This window comes from Pantoea rodasii (assembly GCF_002095465.1).
Taxonomy (GTDB): domain Bacteria; phylum Pseudomonadota; class Gammaproteobacteria; order Enterobacterales; family Enterobacteriaceae; genus Pantoea; species Pantoea rodasii.
The window spans coordinates 88302-109122 of record NZ_MLFP01000014.1 but is presented as its reverse complement, the minus strand read 5'-3'; the positions used below and the strand labels follow the sequence as shown (position 1 = coordinate 109122).

At 52.8% G+C, this 20821-nt stretch carries 14 protein-coding genes and 4 pseudogenes; 8 read left to right on the top strand and 10 right to left on the bottom strand.

The genetic code is table 11. The features are described 5' to 3' along the window. Positions 1–8: 8 nt before the first annotated feature. Positions 9–1809 (bottom strand): annotated as a pseudogene (gene kefB / locus HA45_RS17080) (glutathione-regulated potassium-efflux system protein KefB). Then, complete coding sequence (gene kefG, locus HA45_RS17075) at positions 1809–2360, bottom strand: glutathione-regulated potassium-efflux system ancillary protein KefG (protein ID WP_100701766.1); 552 nt, start codon at positions 2358–2360, stop codon at positions 1809–1811. Before kefG ends, kefB begins: the two are co-directional and overlap by 1 nt. 115 nt (positions 2361–2475) lie before the next feature. Here kefG and HA45_RS17070 point away from each other — a divergent pair. After that, positions 2476–4379, top strand: a pseudogene (locus HA45_RS17070) (ABC transporter ATP-binding protein). Positions 4380–4590: 211 nt separating this feature from the next. Here HA45_RS17070 and tauD read toward each other — a convergent pair. The 4 genes from tauD to tauA are packed head-to-tail and all read right to left on the bottom strand — an operon-like array spanning position 4591 to position 8009. Next, positions 4591–5430: a taurine dioxygenase gene (gene tauD, locus HA45_RS17065; RefSeq protein ID WP_100701767.1), complete on the bottom strand. Its 840-nt coding sequence runs from the start codon at positions 5428–5430 to the stop codon at positions 4591–4593. Next, on the bottom strand, positions 5427–6254 hold the full coding sequence (gene tauC / locus HA45_RS17060; protein ID WP_100701768.1) for a taurine ABC transporter permease TauC: 828 nt from the start codon (positions 6252–6254) through the stop codon (positions 5427–5429). The genes tauD and tauC overlap by 4 nt, the downstream gene beginning before the upstream one ends. Then, positions 6251–7018, bottom strand: coding sequence for a taurine ABC transporter ATP-binding subunit (gene tauB, locus HA45_RS17055; RefSeq protein ID WP_100701769.1), 768 nt, complete (start codon positions 7016–7018; stop codon positions 6251–6253). Before tauB ends, tauC begins: the two co-directional genes overlap by 4 nt. A gap of 10 nt (positions 7019–7028) precedes the next feature. Then, positions 7029–8009, bottom strand: a complete 981-nt coding sequence (gene tauA / locus HA45_RS17050; RefSeq protein ID WP_100701957.1) for a taurine ABC transporter substrate-binding protein — start codon at positions 8007–8009, stop codon at positions 7029–7031. Between the two features lie 233 nt (positions 8010–8242). On the opposite strand from tauA, the gene HA45_RS17045 reads away from it, so the two are divergent. Next, positions 8243–9223 (top strand): LacI family DNA-binding transcriptional regulator, encoded by a 981-nt coding sequence (locus tag HA45_RS17045; RefSeq protein ID WP_100701770.1) that lies wholly within the window; start codon positions 8243–8245, stop codon positions 9221–9223. A 571-nt stretch (positions 9224–9794) separates the two neighbouring features. Here the strand turns inward: HA45_RS17045 and HA45_RS17040 are convergent. Beyond that, positions 9795–10865 carry a glycosyltransferase family 9 protein gene (locus HA45_RS17040; protein WP_157811632.1) on the bottom strand — a complete coding sequence of 357 codons (1071 nt, stop codon included), beginning with the start codon at positions 10863–10865 and terminating at the stop codon, positions 9795–9797. A gap of 292 nt (positions 10866–11157) precedes the next feature. Here HA45_RS17040 and msbA point away from each other — a divergent pair, with 292 nt between their 5' ends. Next, a complete protein-coding gene (msbA, locus tag HA45_RS17035; protein WP_100701772.1) occupies positions 11158–12915 on the top strand; it encodes a lipid A ABC transporter ATP-binding protein/permease MsbA in 1758 nt (585 codons plus the stop codon). 284 nt (positions 12916–13199) lie between these two features. Here msbA and HA45_RS17030 read toward each other — a convergent pair whose 3' ends face one another. Continuing rightward, positions 13200–13802 carry a LysE family translocator gene (locus HA45_RS17030; protein WP_100701773.1) on the bottom strand — a complete coding sequence of 201 codons (603 nt, stop codon included), beginning with the start codon at positions 13800–13802 and terminating at the stop codon, positions 13200–13202. A 60-nt stretch (positions 13803–13862) separates the two neighbouring features. Between HA45_RS17030 and HA45_RS17025 the strand changes: the two genes are divergently transcribed. From HA45_RS17025 to HA45_RS17015, 3 genes are all read left to right on the top strand, one after another. Next, positions 13863–14879, top strand: a complete 1017-nt coding sequence (locus HA45_RS17025; RefSeq protein ID WP_100701774.1) for a hydrolase — start codon at positions 13863–13865, stop codon at positions 14877–14879. A gap of 2 nt (positions 14880–14881) precedes the next feature. Further along, positions 14882–15100, top strand: a complete 219-nt coding sequence (locus HA45_RS17020; RefSeq protein WP_100701958.1) for a YheU family protein — start codon at positions 14882–14884, stop codon at positions 15098–15100. A 61-nt stretch (positions 15101–15161) separates the two neighbouring features. Beyond that, positions 15162–16031, top strand: a complete 870-nt coding sequence (locus HA45_RS17015) for a phosphoribulokinase (RefSeq protein WP_100701775.1) — start codon at positions 15162–15164, stop codon at positions 16029–16031. A 43-nt stretch (positions 16032–16074) separates the two neighbouring features. Here HA45_RS17015 and HA45_RS17010 read toward each other — a convergent pair. Then, positions 16075–16478, bottom strand: a pseudogene (locus HA45_RS17010) (OsmC family protein). A 303-nt stretch (positions 16479–16781) separates the two neighbouring features. Here HA45_RS17010 and crp point away from each other — a divergent pair. Continuing rightward, positions 16782–17414: a cAMP-activated global transcriptional regulator CRP gene (crp, locus tag HA45_RS17005; protein WP_003852956.1), complete on the top strand. Its 633-nt coding sequence runs from the start codon at positions 16782–16784 to the stop codon at positions 17412–17414. Positions 17415–17472: 58 nt separating this feature from the next. After that, a complete protein-coding gene (locus HA45_RS17000) occupies positions 17473–19548 on the top strand; it encodes a YccS/YhfK family putative transporter (protein ID WP_100701777.1) in 2076 nt (691 codons plus the stop codon). On the opposite strand, the pseudogene argD reads toward HA45_RS17000, so the two are convergent. Further along, a pseudogene (gene argD / locus HA45_RS16995) lies at positions 19549–20768 on the bottom strand (bifunctional acetylornithine/succinyldiaminopimelate transaminase). Positions 20769–20821: the final 53 nt, after the last annotated feature.

The following is a 20821-nucleotide window of genomic DNA, read 5'->3' as shown; positions in this document are numbered from 1 at the left end:
GTGTAGTCCTACTCGTCATCCCAACCGTCAATCTGGCGTTTTCATGCTGCATTTCGCGCTGGAAGATGTCCTCCAGCTCACGACGCGCCTCACGCACGCGTGAAACCTGCGCGCTGTCATCGTGGCTCGGAACCAGTTCACGCAGCATACGCATATCGAGGCGACGGAAATGCTGCTGCGCACGCTGTGCCTGATGCGGATGCATACCCAGCGAGATTAACGCTTTGCGTCCCAGCTCCAGCGCACTGGAGAAGGTTTCGCGTGAGAACAGCGTGACGCCGGCCTGCAACAGTTCATGTGCTTCAACACGACCGCGCGCACGCGCCAGAATTTCCAACTGCGGGAAATGCTGCTGGCAAAGATGCACGATGGTCATTGAATCTTCCGGATCGTTACAGGTGATCACGATGGATTGTGCATTCTCTGCGCCAGCAGCACGTAGCAGTTCGAGCTCGGTGGCATCACCATAATAAACCTTATAGCCATACTTGCGCATCAGGCTGACAGCAGAGATATCTCGCTCCAGCACGGTAATGCGCTTGTTGTTAGCCATCAGTAAACGGCCCACAACCTGACCAAAACGGCCAAAGCGACCACAATCACCTGGGGCTGATCGTCCTCAACAAAAGGCTTCTCACTGTTGTCATCCGGCTCATTGAAACGACGCGCAAGAATTCTATCGACGCTCTGCATCAACAGCGGTGTGGTCATCATCGACAGCGTAACCGTCACCAGCAGCAGCGGCAGCTGATCGCCACTGAACAGTTTGGCGGAAGACGCCGCCGAGAACAGCACGAAGGCGAACTCACCACCCTGACTCAACACGCTGGCAAACTGCAGACGCTCAGAGCTGCGCAGGCCATAAATCCGACCCAGCACGTAAAGCACCAGCGTTTTCACCGCCACCAGAATGACGACGCCAAGGATGATTTCAGCGATATGGGTATAAAGCACGCCCAGGTTCAGTGCCATGCCGACGGAAATAAAGAACAGTCCCAGCAGTAACCCTTTGAACGGCTCAATGGCGACTTCCAGCTCGTGGCGATATTCACTTTCTGCCAACAGGATACCGGCGATAAAGGTCCCCAGCGCCATCGACAGTCCCAGCGCATCCATAAACAGCGCCGATCCAAGCACCAATAGCAACGAAGCGGCGGTGAAAACTTCACGCACGCCCGAAGCAGCAATAAAGCGAAAGATCGGACGCAGCAGGTAACGACCGCCCACCAGCATACCGGCGAAGGCCAACACCTTCATGCCGACCTTCAGCCAGTCAACATGGCCGCTGTCCCCCCCGGCCAGCAGCGGCACTAATGCCAATGCGGGGATCACCGCCAAATCCTGGAACAGCAGCACCGAGAAACCCAACTGACCGGCTTCGCTGCGGTTCATACCTTTATCTCGCATCAACTGCAGCGCCATGGCGGTGGATGACATCGCCAGTCCGATACCGCCAATCACCGCAGCCTGCCAGCTAAAGTCAGTGAGCCACAGCAGCCCACCGAGAATGGCGGCCGAAAACAGCACCTGCGCAGCGCCCACGCCAAAGATTGAACGGCGTAACGCCCAGAGCTTGGCAGGATTCAACTCCAGCCCGATGATGAACATCAGGAACACCACGCCGAGTTCAGAGAAGTGCAGAATCTCATCGACGTCGCTAATAAAGCCTAAACCCCACGGGCCGATAGCGATACCCGCCAGCAGATACCCCAGTACCGCACCAATGCCAAGGCGCGCGGCAATCGGCACCACGATCACAGCGGCCACCAGATAAATGACGCCGGCCGTCAGTAACGTTTGTCCTTCCATCACACCACTCCCTGCGGCAAGGGTGAAGAGAGCCAATCGCGGTAAGCGTGCGCATAATTACGCATCACTTCTGGCGTTTGGCGGCGAGCCCAGTGAATCACCATCGGCGTCATCCAGTGCATGCGGCACATCTGCGCCGTCAGTTCAAATGGACGCATAATGTCGCTCATCGGATAGCGATTCAGCCCACTGTGGTGGTAAGCCGTTTCGGGCTCGCCCGTGGTCACCACGCTGCGCCAGTACTTCCCCTCCAGCGCATTGCCGTCGACACCGCTGGCAAACCCACGAGACAACACGCGATCCAGCCACTCTTTGAGAAGCGCCGGGCAACTATAGGTATAGAGCGGGTGCTGGAAAACGATGATTTGGTGTTCGCGCAGCAGTTGCTGCTCGTAATGAATATCAATAAAAAAATCCGGATAGTGGGCGTATAAGTCATGCACCGTGACGTGGTCCAGTTCCATAGCCGACTGCAGCAAGACTCGATTAGCAATCGAATCCTGTGATTCCGGATGGGCGTAAAGCAGCAATATTTTAGGTGGCTGCGACATCGTTCCCCTCCAAAGCGTCGTCACAGCAGAGGAATTCCGCTACCATGCTCGACGCAACTAACCATTATTGAATTATGTTGCCGATAAATTAACATATTCTGACGATACGGCGCTTATGATTGTCTTTTCCGCTTTACAAATACGACGCGGCACCAATGTGCTGCTGGATAACGCATCCGCCACCATTAATCCCGGCCAAAAAGTCGGTTTGGTGGGTAAAAACGGCTGCGGCAAATCCACGCTGCTGTCTCTGCTGAAAGGCGAAATCAGCAGTGATGCGGGCAACTTTACCTTTCCCAGCGGTTGGGCCCTGGCGTGGGTCAATCAGGAAACCCCAGCATTAAGTAAAGCCGCGCTGGAATATGTTATCGACGGCGACCGCGAATATCGTCAGCTTGAATCCGAATTAGCAGAGGCCAATGCTAAAGACGACGGCAACGCCATCGCACTGCTGCACGGCAAGCTGGATGCGATTCAGGCGTGGAGCATACACGCTCGCGCCTCCAGCCTGCTGCACGGATTGGGCTTTAGCCAGGAACAGTTAATGCGCCCGGTGAGCGATTTCTCCGGTGGCTGGCGCATGCGCCTCAACCTCGCGCAGGCGCTGGTGTGTCGTTCTGACCTGCTGCTGCTGGATGAACCGACCAACCACTTGGATCTCGATGCGGTGATTTGGCTGGAGCGCTGGCTGAAAAGCTATGAAGGCACGCTGATCCTCATTTCGCACGACCGAGACTTCCTCGATCCGGTGGTGGATAAAATTATCCATATCGAACAACAATCCATGTTCGAGTACACCGGCAATTACAGCTCCTTCGAGCGCCAGCGCGTGGCCAAACTGGCGCAACAGCAGGCGCTGTTCCAGAGCCAGCAGGAAAAAGTACAACACCTGCAAAAGTATATTGATCGCTTCCGCGCCCAGGCCACCAAAGCCAAACAGGCACAAAGCCGCATCAAGATGCTGGAGCGCATGGAATTGATTGCGCCGGCCCACGTCGATAACCCGTTCAGCTTCAGCTTCCGCGCGCCAGAAAGCCTGCCGAATCCGTTGCTGAAAATGGAAAAAGTGACGGCGGGTTATGGCGAGCGCATCATTCTTGATGCCATTAAACTCAATCTGGTGCCGGGTTCACGCATTGGTTTGCTCGGCCGTAACGGCGCGGGTAAATCCACGTTGATTAAACTGCTGGCCGGTGAAATTGAAGCGCTGGATGGCAAAGTGGGTTTGGCGAAAGGCATCAAGCTCGGTTACTTCGCGCAGCATCAGCTCGAATATCTGCGCGCCGACGAATCGCCGTTACAGCATCTGGCCCGCATCGCCCCGCAAACGCTGGAACAGCAGCTGCGCGATTATCTGGGCGGCTTTGGTTTCCAGGGCGACAAAGTCAGCGAGATCACGGAGCGCTTCTCCGGGGGTGAAAAAGCTCGTCTGGTGCTGGCACTGGTGGTGTGGCAGCGCCCTAACCTGCTGCTGCTGGATGAACCAACTAACCACCTTGATCTCGATATGCGTCAGGCACTGACTGAAGCGCTGATTGATTTCGAAGGCGCGTTGGTGGTGGTGTCGCATGACCGCCATTTACTGCGTTCAACCACCGACGATCTCTATCTGGTGCATGACCGCAAGGTCGATGTATTCGAAGGCGATCTCGACGATTATCAGCAGTGGCTAAGTGACCTGCAAAAGCAGCAGGCCCAGCAGGATGCCGCGCCCAAGCTGGACAATGCCAACAGCGCCCAGTCACGCAAAGATCAAAGCGCCGCGATGCCGAACTGCGCACGCAAACGCAACCGCTGCGTAAAGAGATTGAGAAGCTGGAAAAGCAGATGGCGAAGTGGCAGAGCCAGCTCAGCGAAGCAGAAGCGCTACTGTCTGACAGTGCCATTTACGATCAGAGCCGTAAAGCGGACCTGACCTCTGCGTTGCAACGTCAGGCCGAAAGCAAGTCCGCACTGGAAGATGTTGAAATGGCCTGGCTGGATGCGCAAGAGCAGCTGGAGCAGATGCTGGCGAGTTAAGCACCGCGCACCCGTAGCGGCGCCATTCATTGCGCGCCGTCTCACACCTCGCGCGATAAATCGCGCCGCTACGGATTTCTTCACGTATGTGTTGCGGCGGGCTGAAACCAGGTAAGCCATGGGATTAAAATTGTATAGCTACCGCTTGACGTGCAAGACGGTAGCCATGAAACGTGCCTGCCGGATATCACCTTGTTCCGCCATTACGAGGTTAAAACGGAACATCCCCTAACACTGTCGCCCGATGCATCACCCGCCGCGCCGGATAATAATCGGCATTAGCATAATGCTGCGTCACGCGGTTATCCCAAATCGCCACGTCATTCTCCTGCCAGCGCCAGCGCACCTGGAACTCCGGTTTCGCCGTGTGCCAGAAGAGGAAATTCAGCAGCGCCTCACTCTCCTTCTCGCTCAATCCCAGTAACCGCGTAGTGAAGCCTTCATTGACAAACAGTGCCTTACGTCCGCTCACCGGATGAGTACGAATCACCGGATGCTGCACCGGGGGATGTTTGGCGACCGCCTGCTGCCAGCGCTGATGCTCTTCTTCCGTCTTGCGATACTTATACTCCTGGAACGATTTCTTGAAATCATGCTCCGCCTGCAAACCGCTCAGCAGCTGCTTAAACGGTTCCGACAGCGCTTCATAGGCCGCAATGCCGGTTGACCATAGCGTATCGCCGCCACTTTCCGGCAGCAGCTTCGACGCTAAAATCGCAATCGCTGGCGGCGTCTCGATAAAGGTCACATCGGTGTGCCAGTTATCGTTATCGGGCGGATTATCCTGATGGGTGTCCAGCACGATAATTTCTTCCACGCCCTCGGCATGCGGATACACCGGATGAATATGCAGGTCGCCAAAGCGGATGGCCAGCGCACGATGCTGTTCCGGCGTGATCACCTGATTGCGCAGGAACAGTACCTGATGGCGTAACAGACCATGATAAAGCTGCTCAAACTGCGCGTCGCTTAACGGGCGGCTGAGATCGAGGTCGCTGACCTGCGCACCGATATACGGGCCCAGCGCGGTAAAGGTGACACGTTCGTTCATTGCTGTTCTCCATTCCAGGGTGTCAGACGGCGCTGCAAGGCGCGCAGACCCAGTTCTAAACTAAAGGCAATCAAGGCAATCACGGCGATACCGGCCAGCACCACATCGGTGGCAAGGAATTCACCCGCCGACTGCACCATAAAGCCGAGACCCCGCGTGGCGGCGATCAGTTCTGCGGCCACCAGCGTTGACCAACCCACGCCAAGACCAATACGTAAACCGGTCAGAATTTCCGGCAGCGCGCCCGGCAAAATCACAAAGCGCAGCAGCTGCCAGCGTGAAGCGCCCAATGCCTGTGCGGCACGAATCCGCACCTGCTGAGCATTTTTCACTCCTGCCAGCGTCGAAAGCGTCACCGGCGCGAAGATCGCCAGATAAATCAGTAAAATTTTCGAGGTTTCGCCGATACCAAACCAAATCACCATCAGCGGTAAATAGGCCAATGGCGGCACCGGGCGATAGAGTTCAATTAACGGATCGAGCAGCCCACGAATCGCCGGACTCAGGCCCATGGCAATTCCTACAGGGATGCCAATCAGCGCAGCAAAGAACAATGCCACCAGCATACGCGCCAGGCTGGCACCTAAGTGCTGCCATAAGGTCGCATCCATAAAGCCTTGCGGGCTGGCGATAAGCAGTAACTTTTTCAGCACCTGCTGGGGCGGGGGCAGGAACAGCGGCGCAACCAAATTGAGCGCCGTCACGCCCCACCACACCAGCAGCAGCATGGCTACACTCAGCAAGCTCAGGGAAAACTGCTGCGAAAAAGGCCAGCGCAGCGTGCGTCGGCGCGTTTGGGTTTTCTCATCAATCACCGCGCTCATACAAATGCCTCCCGCTGGGAAAAGACCTGATTCAACACATATTCGCGGCGCTCGATAAAGGCCGGATCGGATTTGATACTGCGGCACGGCTCGCCGGCGGCGAAACGCTGGCCAAAATCAAGTTTGATGCGCTCCACCACGCGACCAGGCCCCGGCGACAGCAGCACCAGTTCACTGGCAAGAAACACCGCTTCTTCAATGTCGTGGGTAATCAGCAAAATCTGTTTACCGGTATCCCGCCACAGCGTCAGCAGCAGGGTTTGCATCTGTTCACGGGTGAACGCATCCAGCGCGCCAAAGGGTTCATCTAACAGCAGCAACTGAGGATCAGCCGCCAGCGCACGCGCAATTCCCACGCGCTGACGTTGACCCCCAGAGAGCTGCCAGATAAAACGCTTTTCCGCCCCTTCGAGCCCGACTTTGCGGATCAAGCGGCGGGCGATGGCGTGGCGTTCTGCCTTATCCATGCCCGCCAGTTGCAAACCAAACGCCACGTTATCGATCACGTTACGCCACGGCAGTAATCCCTCGTTCTGAAACACCACACCGCGTTCAGCACCCGGTCCCTTTACCGCTTTGCCATCCAGCGTGATGCTGCCTGACTCTAGCGGCAGAAAACCGGCAATCAAATTTAATAACGTGGTTTTGCCACAGCCGGACGGTCCCAGCACCACCAGCAGGTCGCGTTGATCCAGCTGCAGATTGATATCCTGCAACGCGGGTTGTCCGGCGTAACGTGCATTCAAATTGGTGATGCTGAGCATAGTGCCTCCGTTACTTCGCTAAGGGCGCAACAAAGCGCGTGGTGACGTAGCTGCTGTAATCGTTAGCGGCATCCGGGACTTTGCCCTGCTCTTTCAGGAAATGCGCCGTATCAACAATCGCTTTATTCACGGGTTTACCCAGCTGTTCAACTTGCTGCTGTGCGGTCAGGTAGGTATTGCCTTTCACCAGCACCGGCACATCTGATTCCGGCACACCGCTCAAACGCGCAAGCTTGCTAAGGTTATCGGACTGTTTGAGCCACTCATCGGGATTGTTGATGTAGGCCTGCTGGGCATCAATCGCGCTGCGGGCAAAGGCGGTGACGATTTCCGGATGTTGCTGAGCGAAATCTTTGCGCACCACCCACACATCCAGCGTCGGTGAACCCCATTTGCCGACCTGAGAAGAGTCGGTCAGCACCGTGCCATCTTTTTCCAGCTCGTTAACGGCAGGCGACCAAACGTAAGCCCCATCGATATCGCCGCGTTTCCACGCTGCGATAATGGCTGGCGGCTGCAGGTTCACTAACTGCACCTGCGAGGGTTTGATGCCCCAATGCTTGAGCGCAGACAGCAGGCTGTAATGGGTAGTGGAGATGAAAGGCACCGCAATGCGTTTGCCAATCAGATCTTTGGGGTTGGTGATGGATTTTTTGACCACCAGCGCTTCGGAATTACCGAGCTGTGAGGCGAGCAAGAACGCTTCAATCGGCAGTTGCTGGGTTGCGGCGACCGCCAGCGGGCTGGAACCGATATTACCGATCTGCACATCACCCGATGCCAATGCACGCAGCACGCTGGCACCGCTGTCGAACTTACGCCAGTCAACGGTAGCGCCGCTCTCTTTAGCAAAGGTGTTATCGGCCTGCGCCACTTTGGCAGGCTCCGCCGAAGTTTGATACGCCACGGTGACATTCACCGCTTGCGCCTGAAACGCCATCAGGGCCAATGCTGCCGCCACTGCTGTTATTGTTTTTTTTACTGCCATCATCATTCACCCCAATGTTATGTCGTGACGGCAGTTTCTCCAGCGGCAGTAATTTCATAAAGGAATTAAAAATTATCCCTAATGAAAATCTGTTCTTAGATCAACATCGGGCAAGGCTATGCGAAATACGCAAATGCAAAGAAGGCGTAAAGACGGAAATATGTCACACGCTCACATCATGACTGTGCTATTGATAGGTTCCTGATTTTCCACCTCTGTTGGCGGTACTGAAACCCATGTCGATTGAGAAAGTAGCCCATCTTGCTGGCGTATCCAAAGCCACGGTTTCTCGGGTGTTGAACCAACATCCTGGCGTGCGACCGGATACACGCGAAAAGGTGTTGGCGGCCATCAATCACTGTGACTATCAGCCCAATTTGCTGGCCCGCCAGTTGCGTACCTCGCAAAGCCATATGTTACTGGTGTTAATTTCAGACATCACCAATCCGTTCTGCTCACGCGTGGTGCAAGGTATAGAAGCTGAAGCCGAAGCACAGGGTTATCACATCCTGTTATGCAACTCGGCCTCGCAGCTGCCGCGCGAAGCCGCCTATCTGGCACTGTTAAGTGGCAAAGTGGTGGATGGCGTGATTACCATGGATGCCGCGGCCTGTTTACAAGAATTGCAGGGTTTGATTGGTGCGGCGCCCTGGGTGCAGTGCGCCGAATACGATCCAGCGATTCCCGCCTCCAGCGTCACGATTGATAATAAAGAAGCCGCGTTTGAAACCGTGCGTTACCTGGCCAGCAAAGGTTGCCGTCGCATCGCATTAGTGAATTGTGACATGCGCTATCTCTACTCTCATCAGCGTGAACGTGGCTATCGAGAAGCGCTGGAGCAGCTGGAGCTGAATTGGGGCAGCGTGGCGTACGCGGAAAATATTTCGTGTGAAGCGGGCAGTGCCGCACTGCGCGAACTATTGGCCCAGCCGGAACGCCCGGATGCGGTGTTTGCAGTATCGGATGTGCTGGCCGTTGGCGTGATTCATGCTGCGCTGGAAGCCGGGTTACGGGTTCCGGAAGATTTAGCGGTGGTGGGATTCGATGGCATTCCCTTCACCAGCAGCCTCAATCCGCCGCTGACCACCATCGAACAACCAATGAATCGGCTGGGTGCACGCAGTGTTCAGCTGTTACTGAACCGCATTCGCCAGCCGCAGAGTGAGGTGGTGCGTGAAGTGTTGCCGTGGAAGCGCGTCGAACGCGCTTCAAGTTAGGTCCCATTTCATAGGAAATAGTGTTTATTATGGTGAAGAAAAAATCAGCTTCAATACTATAATAAACAGCTATTATTTTCGCATGGAAATATTGAGACTCTGTTCATTCATTAGCCAGTCGACGAAAATTACCCATGAAAGGTTAAATAACCTAACCACTGGCGCCAAAACTTTCAAATAGTGAATTAAGTACTGATGACTGTTATGCGCTCTGAGCATCACATTAATTATGTAGCCATGACTTGATTTTCACTATCTCATCCAACACTTGCCCATAAGTTGTCGAAAAACCATCAAAATAAATCATCACAAGGATTTTTAATTTACAAAAAACAATTCATCATGGTTCATTAAAATAAAAAATTATCATCTCAAACAACTTTAAAACCCCTTCTAACCATGATCTACGCAAAGCACATCTATTTAGTAAATAACCCCCCCACGAGGTTAACAAGGGAACGGCTAAGATGAATTATAAATCCAATCCAAAATCTTAATTAAAATTATAAATTTAGATTTCATGCATTCATGAAAGGGGATTTATATCAGGTAGCATGGCTACCTGATTTTATCACTGATGGGTTCTGGACGCCGAGAGTTCAGCTTCAATCATTGGGAAGATTTGGTTAATTTGGCTTTTTCCAATATGGGTTTCCTCTACAATGACCTGTTTTCCCAGTGGATAATTCGGAGCCCAGATTTTATAGCCTGGTAAACCAGTATCCTTCAACTTTCGCTTGTTATAAACAGATATTAGTGGTCGACTCAACGCATTAGCAATGTGGACAATGGATGTATCAGTACTGACTACTAAATTCGACAATCTAACGATTTCAATAGCGGTATTTATTGTGCTCTTGGGAACAATAATTGCGCCAAAATTATTGTAATGCTTCACTTTATCGTCCTGGCCTATAATTACAATTTTTATTTTTGGATCAATTGACCGAATGAAAAAAATGAGTGAACACACCTGATCTTCCGTGAAATCCTTGTCTTTAGCACCGGAAAAAGGATTCACTGATACGATAATATCTTCGTGAGTAAAGTTTATCGCCTCTTTAACTTTAGCTTGTTCATTACTACATTGCCCAAGTTGATAATTAAATTCAACCCCCTGAACTTCAAATAACTCAAGAACCCGCTTATGACGTTCGGTAATATGATTCTCGGCGTCAATGTAATTGATGTTAAGATTATAAATACCCGGAAGATCTTTATTAAATCCAACATGATGGCTACGCCTCATTCGCCATGCCAGTTTTAAGCGTTCATAATCCTGAACGTCATCAAAATCTATAATCACATCAAAATTCTGAGCACACAGAGAATCTAATGACATTCGGTTTTTGTACAGGACTACTTGGTCCAAGTAATCGCATGTGTTTAGCATTTGAGCACACACAGGCCCGGTTAAAACTGATACTCGGTAACCTTGTTGTGTAAGCAAGAAAGCGGTACCGGTTGTAACGACCATATCCCCGACTTTATCGTCAAGACGAAGCAGTAGTATTTTATGAATATTTTTATGTTCGAACTTGCTATACCTACGCTGAACCCTAAGGAAAGAATGTAGCGTTGTTTTTTTTATTTTCCTGAGTAGTAAATTTTTACTTCTGTTAATGGCTTTCAGAAATTGCATAAATATTTCCATTTAATAAAGTTCAGTCCGTTATAATTTCGGTCAAAAAACCGTTCCTGAACCAATATGTATAATGTCTCTATGCTACCGTTTTTCCTAACGTAAAAAAATCTTTTTACTAAACCGGGCACCAAGTGAAAAAACAAAATATTTGGTCACGATAAAATCTAAAGATAAGCTTCTTACTGAGCTAATCCACATACGTCCCGTTGGGCATGAAAATTATGCTGGACTTGTGCTGGCTGCATGTATAAAACGCCTGCATGACTCATCAGCAGCCGGAATCTAATACGTGAATCAAAATAGTGATTTTTCAACGCGGACCACGTTCCGCAGGCTTATCCCCTACATATCCCCCCATAAAAAAGGGTTATTTGCCGCAAGCTTTGCTCTTATCGTCAACGCTGCAACCGATGCTGGCCTGCTTTCATTGCTAAAGCCTCTTATGAATGGTGTGGGCTTTGGAAGTTTTACACCTGATTCGCTGCGCTGGCTACCTCTTGCCGTCATCGGACTCGTTGCAATACGTGGCTTATCCGGATATGTATCAGATTACTGTATGGCATGGGTATCAGGCCGCGTTGTTATGTCCATGCGCCGTCAGATCTTCAACCATCTTATGGGGATGCCTGTCAGTTTCCATAATCGCCATTCGTCCGGCAGTCTTCTGACAAAAATTACTTATGACTCAGAACGCGTTGCCTCTGCTTCCTCTGATACGCTTATCTCTCTTGTCCGTAATACAGCATCAATAATCAGCCTGATGGTACTTATGGCCTGGAATAGCTGGCAACTATCACTTGTGCTTCTGATCGCTGCTCCAGTCATTGCACTGAGCGTTAGGGCAGTCTCTGGCAGATTCCGCCGCATCAGTCGGGATTTGCAGAGTTCAATGGGTAACGTTGCCGTCAGTACAGAGCAGATGCTCAGGAATCACCGTGAGGTGCGTATGTTTGGCGGTCAGACTGTTGAACGTAAACGCTTTGCTGACACGAGTGATGAGATGCGTAAGCACGGGCTAAAGATGGTTTCTGTTGCTGCACTTTCAGAACCTTTCATACAGGTCATCGCTTCAATGGCTCTGGCTGCGATTCTTTACGCCGCGAGCTTTCCCTCGGTGCTTGAAACACTTTCTGCCGGATCGGTAACCGTCGTTTTCTCCGCCATGTTTATGATAATGCGACCGCTGAAATCACTAACAAGTCTTAACGCGAGCTTTCAGCAGGGAATGACAGCATGCCATTCACTTTTCAGCCTTCTTGATATGCAAAAAGAGCGAGATGAAGGCACTCTTACTGGCGAAGCTATAAAGGGAGAACTTGAATTCCGTAACGTTAGCTTTCGATACGAAAACTCAGAGGACTATGCCTTACGCAACGTGAGCTTTAGAGTGCCGGCGGGTAAAACAGTTGGCCTTGTAGGGCGCTCGGGGTCAGGTAAATCGACTATGGTTAGCCTTATCCCGCGGTTTTATGACGATTACGAAGGAGAAATCCTGCTTGATGGACAGGAGCTTCGAAGCTATCGACTGAAATCGTTGCGGGAAAAAATATCACTTGTATCTCAACACGTGCATCTTTTTGACGCCAGCCTGGCAGATAATATCGCCTATGCCTGCCCGGAACATATTACTCGAGAAGACATCAGGGTGGCGGCATCTCGTGCATATGCAGATGTGTTCATTGATAAGATGCCCGATGGGCTGGATACATTAGCAGGTGAAAATGGCGTACAGCTTTCAGGCGGACAGCGTCAGAGAATAGCCATAGCGCGTGCGTTATTGAAGAAAACGCCTCTCCTCATACTTGATGAGGCCACCTCTGCGCTGGACAACGAATCTGAACACGCCATTAAAGTGTCACTGGATTATATTAAGCAGGAATGTACGGTGCTGATTATTGCTCACAGGCTCTCAACCATTGAGGCTTGTGATGAAATCATTGTTATGGATGATGGCAGAATCAGTGAGCGAGGACATCATAAGGAGCTCCTGAAACAAACAGGTTTGTACAGCAAGCTGCATGAAATGCAATTTTCAGCCCAACAGTAGCTCACAAATATTTAGGTGATTTCATAAACACCTCATGGCTATCTTTCAGCTAGCCTTGATGTGGTAGCGATTAACTTTCGGACAGTAGACTAAGGTGTTTCCGGCTGAAGCGCACTACTAACTAAAACTTGATGACATACAAGTTGAAGTCCGCTTTGCTCTGGGGGAATCCTTACAATCGCAAGAATTCCCCCATTTTAGCCATTTCTTAAAGCACAATCGAAACAGGCTAGCGAACAGCACACTGCCTTCGTCATGTGTGCCTTTAAGATAATTAAATTAACTCAACGCCAGATCAGCAACACACAGGCTGCCGTCAACGCACCCATCGCCAGGTTAAAGATTTTCCACGCACGCGGGCTACGCAGCAGGCGGCCAATCATTGAACCAAACCCCATCCAGATGACGCCAGAGACCACATTCACCAGCGCCATGCCGATACTGATAGCGATCACCGAATGCAGATACGCGTCGCCCGCAAGGCTAAAGCTGGCAACCGCACCTAACGCCATCAGCCAGGCTTTAGGATTGATCAGTTGCAACAAACCACCTTGCCAGAACGGCATTTGTTTTACCGTGGCGTCTTCGGTCTCCAGCTTTTCATACTCAGCGGTGGCAATTTTCCACGCCAGCCACAGCAAGTAGAGGCTACCGACAATCTTCAGCACCAGATGCAGCGAAGGATAAAGTAGGATAAGACCGCCAATGCCAAATGCCACCATCAGCAACATGACTTGCATACCAATCATGATACCAATGAGCAACGGAATGGTGCGCAGGAAGCCAAAATTAGCACCTGAGGCGGTAAGTAACATATTATTGGGCCCTGGCGTGATGGCAGCGACCCAAAGAAAACCCAACATTGATAAAAATAGACTCAGTTCCATGTATATTCGGGTGCTCCTCACCCAGTAAAGCGGACAACCCATCGAAGCTATCAGCGAGTTATGCATCAGACAAGCCTTTACCCAAGCTATTTTGATCGCCTGAACGGCGAGCGATTTACACCGCTGCGCGGATTCAGTAACGCGCATCTGCAAACACTGCTGCCGCGCATACTGCGTCGGCGCGTAACCTTGCGCCCGCACTGGCAACGACTTGACCTGCCGGACGGCGATTTTGTCGATCTCGCGTGGAGCGAAGATCCGGCACAGGCACGCCACAAGCCGCGTATGGTGATGTTCCATGGCCTGGAAGGCAGCTTCCGTAGCCCGTACGCTCATGGCTTGATGCAGGCGTGTCAGGCGCGTGGCTGGCTGGCGGTGGTGATGCACTTCCGTGGCTGCAGCGGCGAGCCGAATCGCATGGAGCGCATCTATCATTCCGGTGAAACCGAAGACGCGACCTTTTTCCTGCACTGGCTGCAGCGCGAATGGGGTACGGTGCCAACTGCAGCAGTGGGCGTTTCACTCGGTGGCAATATGCTGGCCTATTTATTGGGCATGCAGGGGAATGATGTGCCTGTGGATGCTGCCGTCGCGATTTCGGCGCCCTTTGCGCTCGAACCCTGCAGCGAAAAACTCGATGCTGGCTTCTCGCGTTTCTATCAGCACTATTTGCTGACCAAGCTGAAACAGAATGCCACGCGCAAACTGCTGGCCTGGCCCGGCACGCTGCCGGTGGAACTGAGCCAGCTGCGAGCATTTCGCCGTATTCGTGAGTTTGATGATGCGATCACCGCACGCGCGCACGGATTTCTGGATGCCAACGACTATTATCGACGTGCCAGCGCCATGCCATTGCTCACGGGCGTGCGCAAACCGTTGCTGATCATCCATGCTAAAGACGATCCCTTTATGACCGATGCGGTGATCCCGCAGCCGGAGCAACTGTCGCCTTCCATTGAATATCAGCTGACACAAAAAGGCGGCCATGTTGGCTTTGTTGGCGGTACGTTAATGAAGCCGAAAATGTGGCTGGAACAACGCGTGCCTGACTGGCTCTCAACGTATTTGGATGTGTGATCGTGATTATTCCCTGGCAAGAACTTGAAGTGACCACCCTGGAAAACCTGATTGAAACCTTCGTACTGCGTGAAGGCACCGATTACGGCGAGCAGGAGCGCAGCCTGGAACAGAAAGTGGCTGACGTGCGCCGCCAGCTGGAACGCGGCGAAGTGGTACTGGTGTGGTCGGAGCTGCATGAATCCGTCAACATTATGCCGAAAGGCGAATTTCGCGGTTAATGCACCGCGCGGCAATTCGTGGTAACAATGCTCATCGCCGGACTTCACAGGGAGCGCTGTTATGTCAGCCAGGCATCCAATCATTGCCGTTACCGGTTCCAGCGGTGCCGGAACCACCACCACCAGCGTCGCCTTTCGCAAAATCTTCCAGCAGTTGGATTTGCATGCTGCGGAACTTGAAGGCGACAGCTTCCATCGCTATACCCGCCCTGAAATGGATATGGCAATCCGCAAAGCGCGCGATCTGGGTCGCCACATCAGTTACTTCGGCCCGGAAGCCAACGACTTTGGTCTGCTAGAGCACACGTTTAAGCACTATGGGCAAACCGGGCTGGGCGAATCGCGCAAGTATCTGCACACCTATGATGAAGCGGTACCGTGGAATCAGGTGCCCGGTACTTTTACGCCGTGGCAGCCGCTGCCGGAAAACACCGATGTGCTGTTCTATGAAGGACTGCATGGCGGTGTCGTGACGCAGCAGCAAAATGTCGCCGAGCATGTCGATCTGCTGGTCGGGGTGGTGCCGATCGTCAACCTGGAGTGGATTCAAAAGCTGGTGCGCGACACCGGCGAGCGTGGTCATTCGCGCGAAGCCGTGATGGATTCGGTGGTGCGTTCGATGGAGGATTACATCAACTTCATCACGCCACAGTTCTCACGCACCCATATCAACTTCCAGCGTGTGCCAACGGTGGATACCTCCAATCCGTTTGCCGCACGTGAAATCCCGTCGCTCGACGAAAGCTTTGTGGTGATTCATTTCCGTGGTCTGGAGGGCATTGCCTATCCTTACCTGCTGGCAATGATCCAGGGCTCGTTCATCTCACACATGAACACGCTGGTGGTACCGGGCGGTAAAATGGGACTGGCGATGGAGTTGATCATGACGCCGTTAGTGCAGCGGCTGATAGAAGGTAAACGGATTGAATAATCCAGAATTTCTGTAGCGGCGGCACCGTGGCCGCCCGCTGATTCTATTGCTCAATCACTTCATAACTGTGCGTCATTTTCACGCTATTGCCGAGCATGATCGCCACCGAGCAATACTTTTCCGCCGAGAGATCGACCGCACGCGCGACCGCTTTATCGCTTAACGCTTTGCCACTGACGATAAAATGCAGGTTGATTTGCGTAAAAACACGCGGCGCTTCTTCACGGCGTTCTGAGGTCAATTTCACCTCACAATCGGCCACATCATTACGACCTTTTTGCAGGATCGACACCACGTCAATCGCGCTACAGCCGCCTGCCGCCATCAGCACCATCTCCATAGGCTCGGGGCTTTGTCGCCCGAGTTACCGTCCATTAATATCTGGTGACCCGATGAGGATTCTCCGAGAAAGGTCAGCCCTTCCACCCATTTCACTCGTGCCTGCATTATTCTTTCTCCTGAAGAGGCGATTTTGCCGCCAGAGTACGCTTTCAATTGATAAACAGCAATCCAGACACTTCTGCCCTTTGCTGAAGCGAGACAACAGAAGACAGCTTGCAAAAGCTGTGCTACAAACAGTGCTGAAAATATTTTCGTCGTAACAGACGAAGGCGGGAAGAATCAAAAGCGTAGCTTAAGAATTACCCGGAAATAATTTTCCATTACTGGAAACGCTCGACGATTACACCGCCTGACAGGGAAAACTGCCCCCTGTATTTTGGGCACGATTACAACAGAGGATAATAGCGAATGGTTCTCGGCAAACCGCAAACAGACCCTACACTCGAATGGTTCCTGTCCCATTGCCATATTCACAAATATCCGTCCAAAAGCACGCTCATCCATCAGGGTGAGAAAGCGGAAACGCTGTACTACATCGTGAAAGGTTCCGTCGCGGTACTGATCAAAGATGAAGAAGGCAAAGAGATGATTCTCTCCTACCTCAATCAGGGAGATTTCATCGGCGAACTCGGCCTGTTTGAAGAAGGTCAGGAACGTAGTGCCTGGGTGCGTGCGAAAAGTGCCTGCGAAGTGGCTGAAATTTCCTACAAAAAATTCCGTCAGCTGATTCAGGTAAACCCGGATATTTTAATGCGACTCTCGTCGCAAATGGCGCGTCGTCTGCAAGTCACCTCCGAGAAAGTGGGCAACCTTGCCTTCCTCGATGTGACGGGCCGTATCGCGCAAACGCTGCTTAATCTGGCCAAACAGCCAGATGCGATGACTCACCCGGATGGGATGCAAATCAAAATCACCCGTCAGGAGATTGGTCAGATCGTGGGTTGCTCACGCGAAACCGTGGGTCGTATCCTGAAAATGCTGGAAGATCAGAACCTGATCTCCGCACACGGTAAAACCATCGTCGTTTACGGCACCCGCTAATTTCTTATCACCCACGGCGTGATGGCAACATCGCGCCGTTTTTGTTTGCGATGAGCTGATGTGGCGCCGAATCATCTATCATCCTGAGGTCAACTACGCACTGCGGCAAACGCTAGTGCTGTGCCTGCCTGTGGCTTTGGGCTGGCTGTTTGGCGATCTGCAAAAAGGCCTGCTGTTCTCTTTAGTGCCTGCCTGCTGCAATATCGCGGGTCTCGATACACCGCATAAACGCTTCTTCAAACGCCTGATTGTTGGCGGTTCACTGTTTGCCATCGGCAGCTTTCTGATTCAATTCCTCACCAGTTATGCCATTCCGCTACCGCTGATCCTGTTCGTATTGCCGCTGCTGATTGGCGTGACCGGCGAAATCAGCCCGCTGCACGGCCGTTTGCTGCCCGCCACACTGATTGCCGCCATCTTTAGCCTCAGCCTGGTGGGACGCATGCCGGTTTGGGTGCCGCCACTGCTGTATATCGGTGGCACGCTTTGGTACGGGCTGTTTAACTGGTTCTGGTTCTGGCTGTGGAAAGAGCAGCCAATGCGTGAAACCCTCAGCCTGCTGTATCGCGAGCTGGCGGATTATTGCGATGCCAAATACACCTTGTTGACGCAGCTCACCGATCCGGAAAAGGCGTTACCGCCACTGCTGGCGCGCCAGCAAAAAGCCGTTGATCTGATCACTACCTGCTATCAGCAAATGCATATGCTTTCTGCCAATCGTGATAACAGCCACAAGCGCCTGACACGTGCATTCCAGGTGGCGCTCGATTTGCAGGAACACATCTCGGTGAGCCTGCACCAGCCGGAAGAGGTGCAGAAACTGGTGGAGCAGAGTCACGCCGAAGCGGTGATCCGCTGGAATGCGAAAACCATCTCTGCGCGCCTGCGCCTGCTGGCCGATGCGATCCTCTATCATCAGTTGCCTGACCGCTTCCACATGGAGAAGCCGTTAGGTGCGCTGGAGAAGATTGCGCGTCAAAACCCCGATAATCCGGTGGGCAACTTCTGCTATTACCACTTCAGCCGCATCGCTCGCGTGCTGCGCACCCAGAAGCCGTTGTACACCCGTGACCTGATGGCCGATCGCCAGCGTCGTTTGCCGCTGTTCCCGGCGCTGCGCAGCTATCTGTCGCTGAAATCCGCTGCATTGCGCACCGCCGCGCGCATTTCGGTGATGCTGATGTTCGGCAGTGCGCTGGCGCTGTTCTTTAATATCCCCAAACCTTACTGGATTCTGATGACCATCATGTTCGTCAGCCAGAATGGCTACAGCGCCACGCGGGTGCGCATTCAGCACCGTGCGCTGGGCACCTTTGCCGGATTGCTGATCGCGGCCGGCTCGCTGCAGCTGGCGGTCCCCGAATCGGTCACTCTGCTGTTTATGCTGGTTATCACTCTCGCCAGCTATCTGGTGACGCGCAAATATTATGGCTGGTCGATGATTGGCTTTACCGTGACCGCAGTGTATTCACTCCAGCTGCTGTCGCTGAACGGCGCGCAGTTCTTGCTACCGCGCATGATGGACACGTTAATGGGCTGCCTGATTGCCTTTGCGGGCATGATCTGGCTGTGGCCGCAGTGGCAAAGTGGCTTGCTGCGCAGTAACGCGCATGATGCGCTGGATACCTATCAGGAAGCGCTGAGAATGCTGCTGGGGCCGGAGCAGTCGCCAGAGAAGCTGGCGTACCAGCGCATGAAGGTCAACCAGGCGCACAATGCGCTGTTTAACTCACTCAATCAGGCATCCAGCGAGCCAGGCTTTAACGCCCAGTATCTGAAAGACATGCGCATGTGGGTGACGCACAGTCAGTTCATTGTTGAACATCTTAATGCGATGACGATTCTGGCGCGCGAGCACACCATGCTGACGCCCAAACTGGCGGAGCGTTATCTTCAATCCTGTGAAATTGCGCTGCAGCGCTGTCAGCAACGTCTGGCGTATGACGGGCCAGGCAATGACAGCAATATTCTGGAAGCGCCGGAGAATCTGAATGAGGGGCCGGTGACGATTGTGGAACAGCATGTGAAGCGGGTTCTGCAGCATCTGAACGTCATGCACACCATCTCTTCACTGGCGTGGAGCCAGCGGCCACATCATGGCAGCTGGCTCAAAGTACTGCGTCCAAAAAGCTAATCAGGCTGCCAGCACCTTCGCAATGGCTTTGGCGAAACGCGCCATGCCTTCTTCGATGTCAGTCGGTTCGATCACCAGTGACGGCACGAAACGAATCACATCGGTGCCGGCGGTCAGGATCATCAATCCTTCTGCGGCTGACGCGTTGAGAATGTCACGCGCCTTGCTGGCGTGCTGCGGTTTCAGCGCCGCGCCAATCAGTAATCCTTTACCGCGAATCTCGCTGAACAGATCATATTTGCTGTCGATGGCCTGCAGCGCTTCAACGAACTGCTGACGGCGGGCTTCCACGCCACCCAACACTTCAGGAGTGTTGATAATGTCCAGCGCGGTTTCCGCAATTGCACAGGCCAGCGGGTTGCCGCCGTAGGTGGTGCCGTGCACGCCAGGTGCCATCACCGAAGCGATTTCATTGGTGGTCAACATCGCGCTCACCGGGAATCCGCCGCCCAGTGCTTTCGCAGTGGTGATGATGTCTGGCTTGATGCCGTAGTGTTCGTAGCTGAACAACTTGCCGCTACGGCCCATGCCGCTCTGCACTTCATCCAGCACCAGCAGCGCGTTGTGCTCATCGCACAGTGCACGAAGGCCCTGCATAAATTCCTGCGTCGCGGCCACCACGCCGCCTTCGCCCTGAATCGGCTCGACGACAATGGCGCAGGTATGGTCATCAATCACCGCTTTCACCGCATCCAGATCGTTAAACGGCACATGCACGATATCCGCTGGTTTTGGACCAAAGCCATCGGAGTATTTCGCTGACCGCCAACGGAAACGGTAAACAAGGTACGGCCGTGGAACGCATTGTGGAAAGCGATGATTTTGCTTTTAAACGGGCTGTGTTTTTTGCAGGCGTAATAACGTGCCAGCTTGAATGCCGCTTCGTTGGCTTCCGCGCCGGAGTTACCAAAGAACACGCGATCGGCAAAGGTCGCGGCAATCAGTTTGCTCGCCAGACGCAACGCCGGTTCATTGGTAAACACGTTGCTGGTGTGCCACAAGGTTTCGCCCTGCGTTTTCAGCGTTTCCACCAGCGCCGGATGGCAATGACCCAAAGCAGTCACCGCGATACCGCCGGAGAAGTCGATATACTCTTTGCCCTGCTGATCCCAGACTCGGCTGCCCTTGCCTTTTACCGGCACGAACTGCGCTGGTGCATAAACAGGCAAAATCACGTTATCGAATGTTTCCCGGGTTACCGCTAGTTTTTCCGCTGCCATTGCCGACCTCATTGGGTTATTTGTTGAGCTAAAGTGAAAATATAATCACAAAA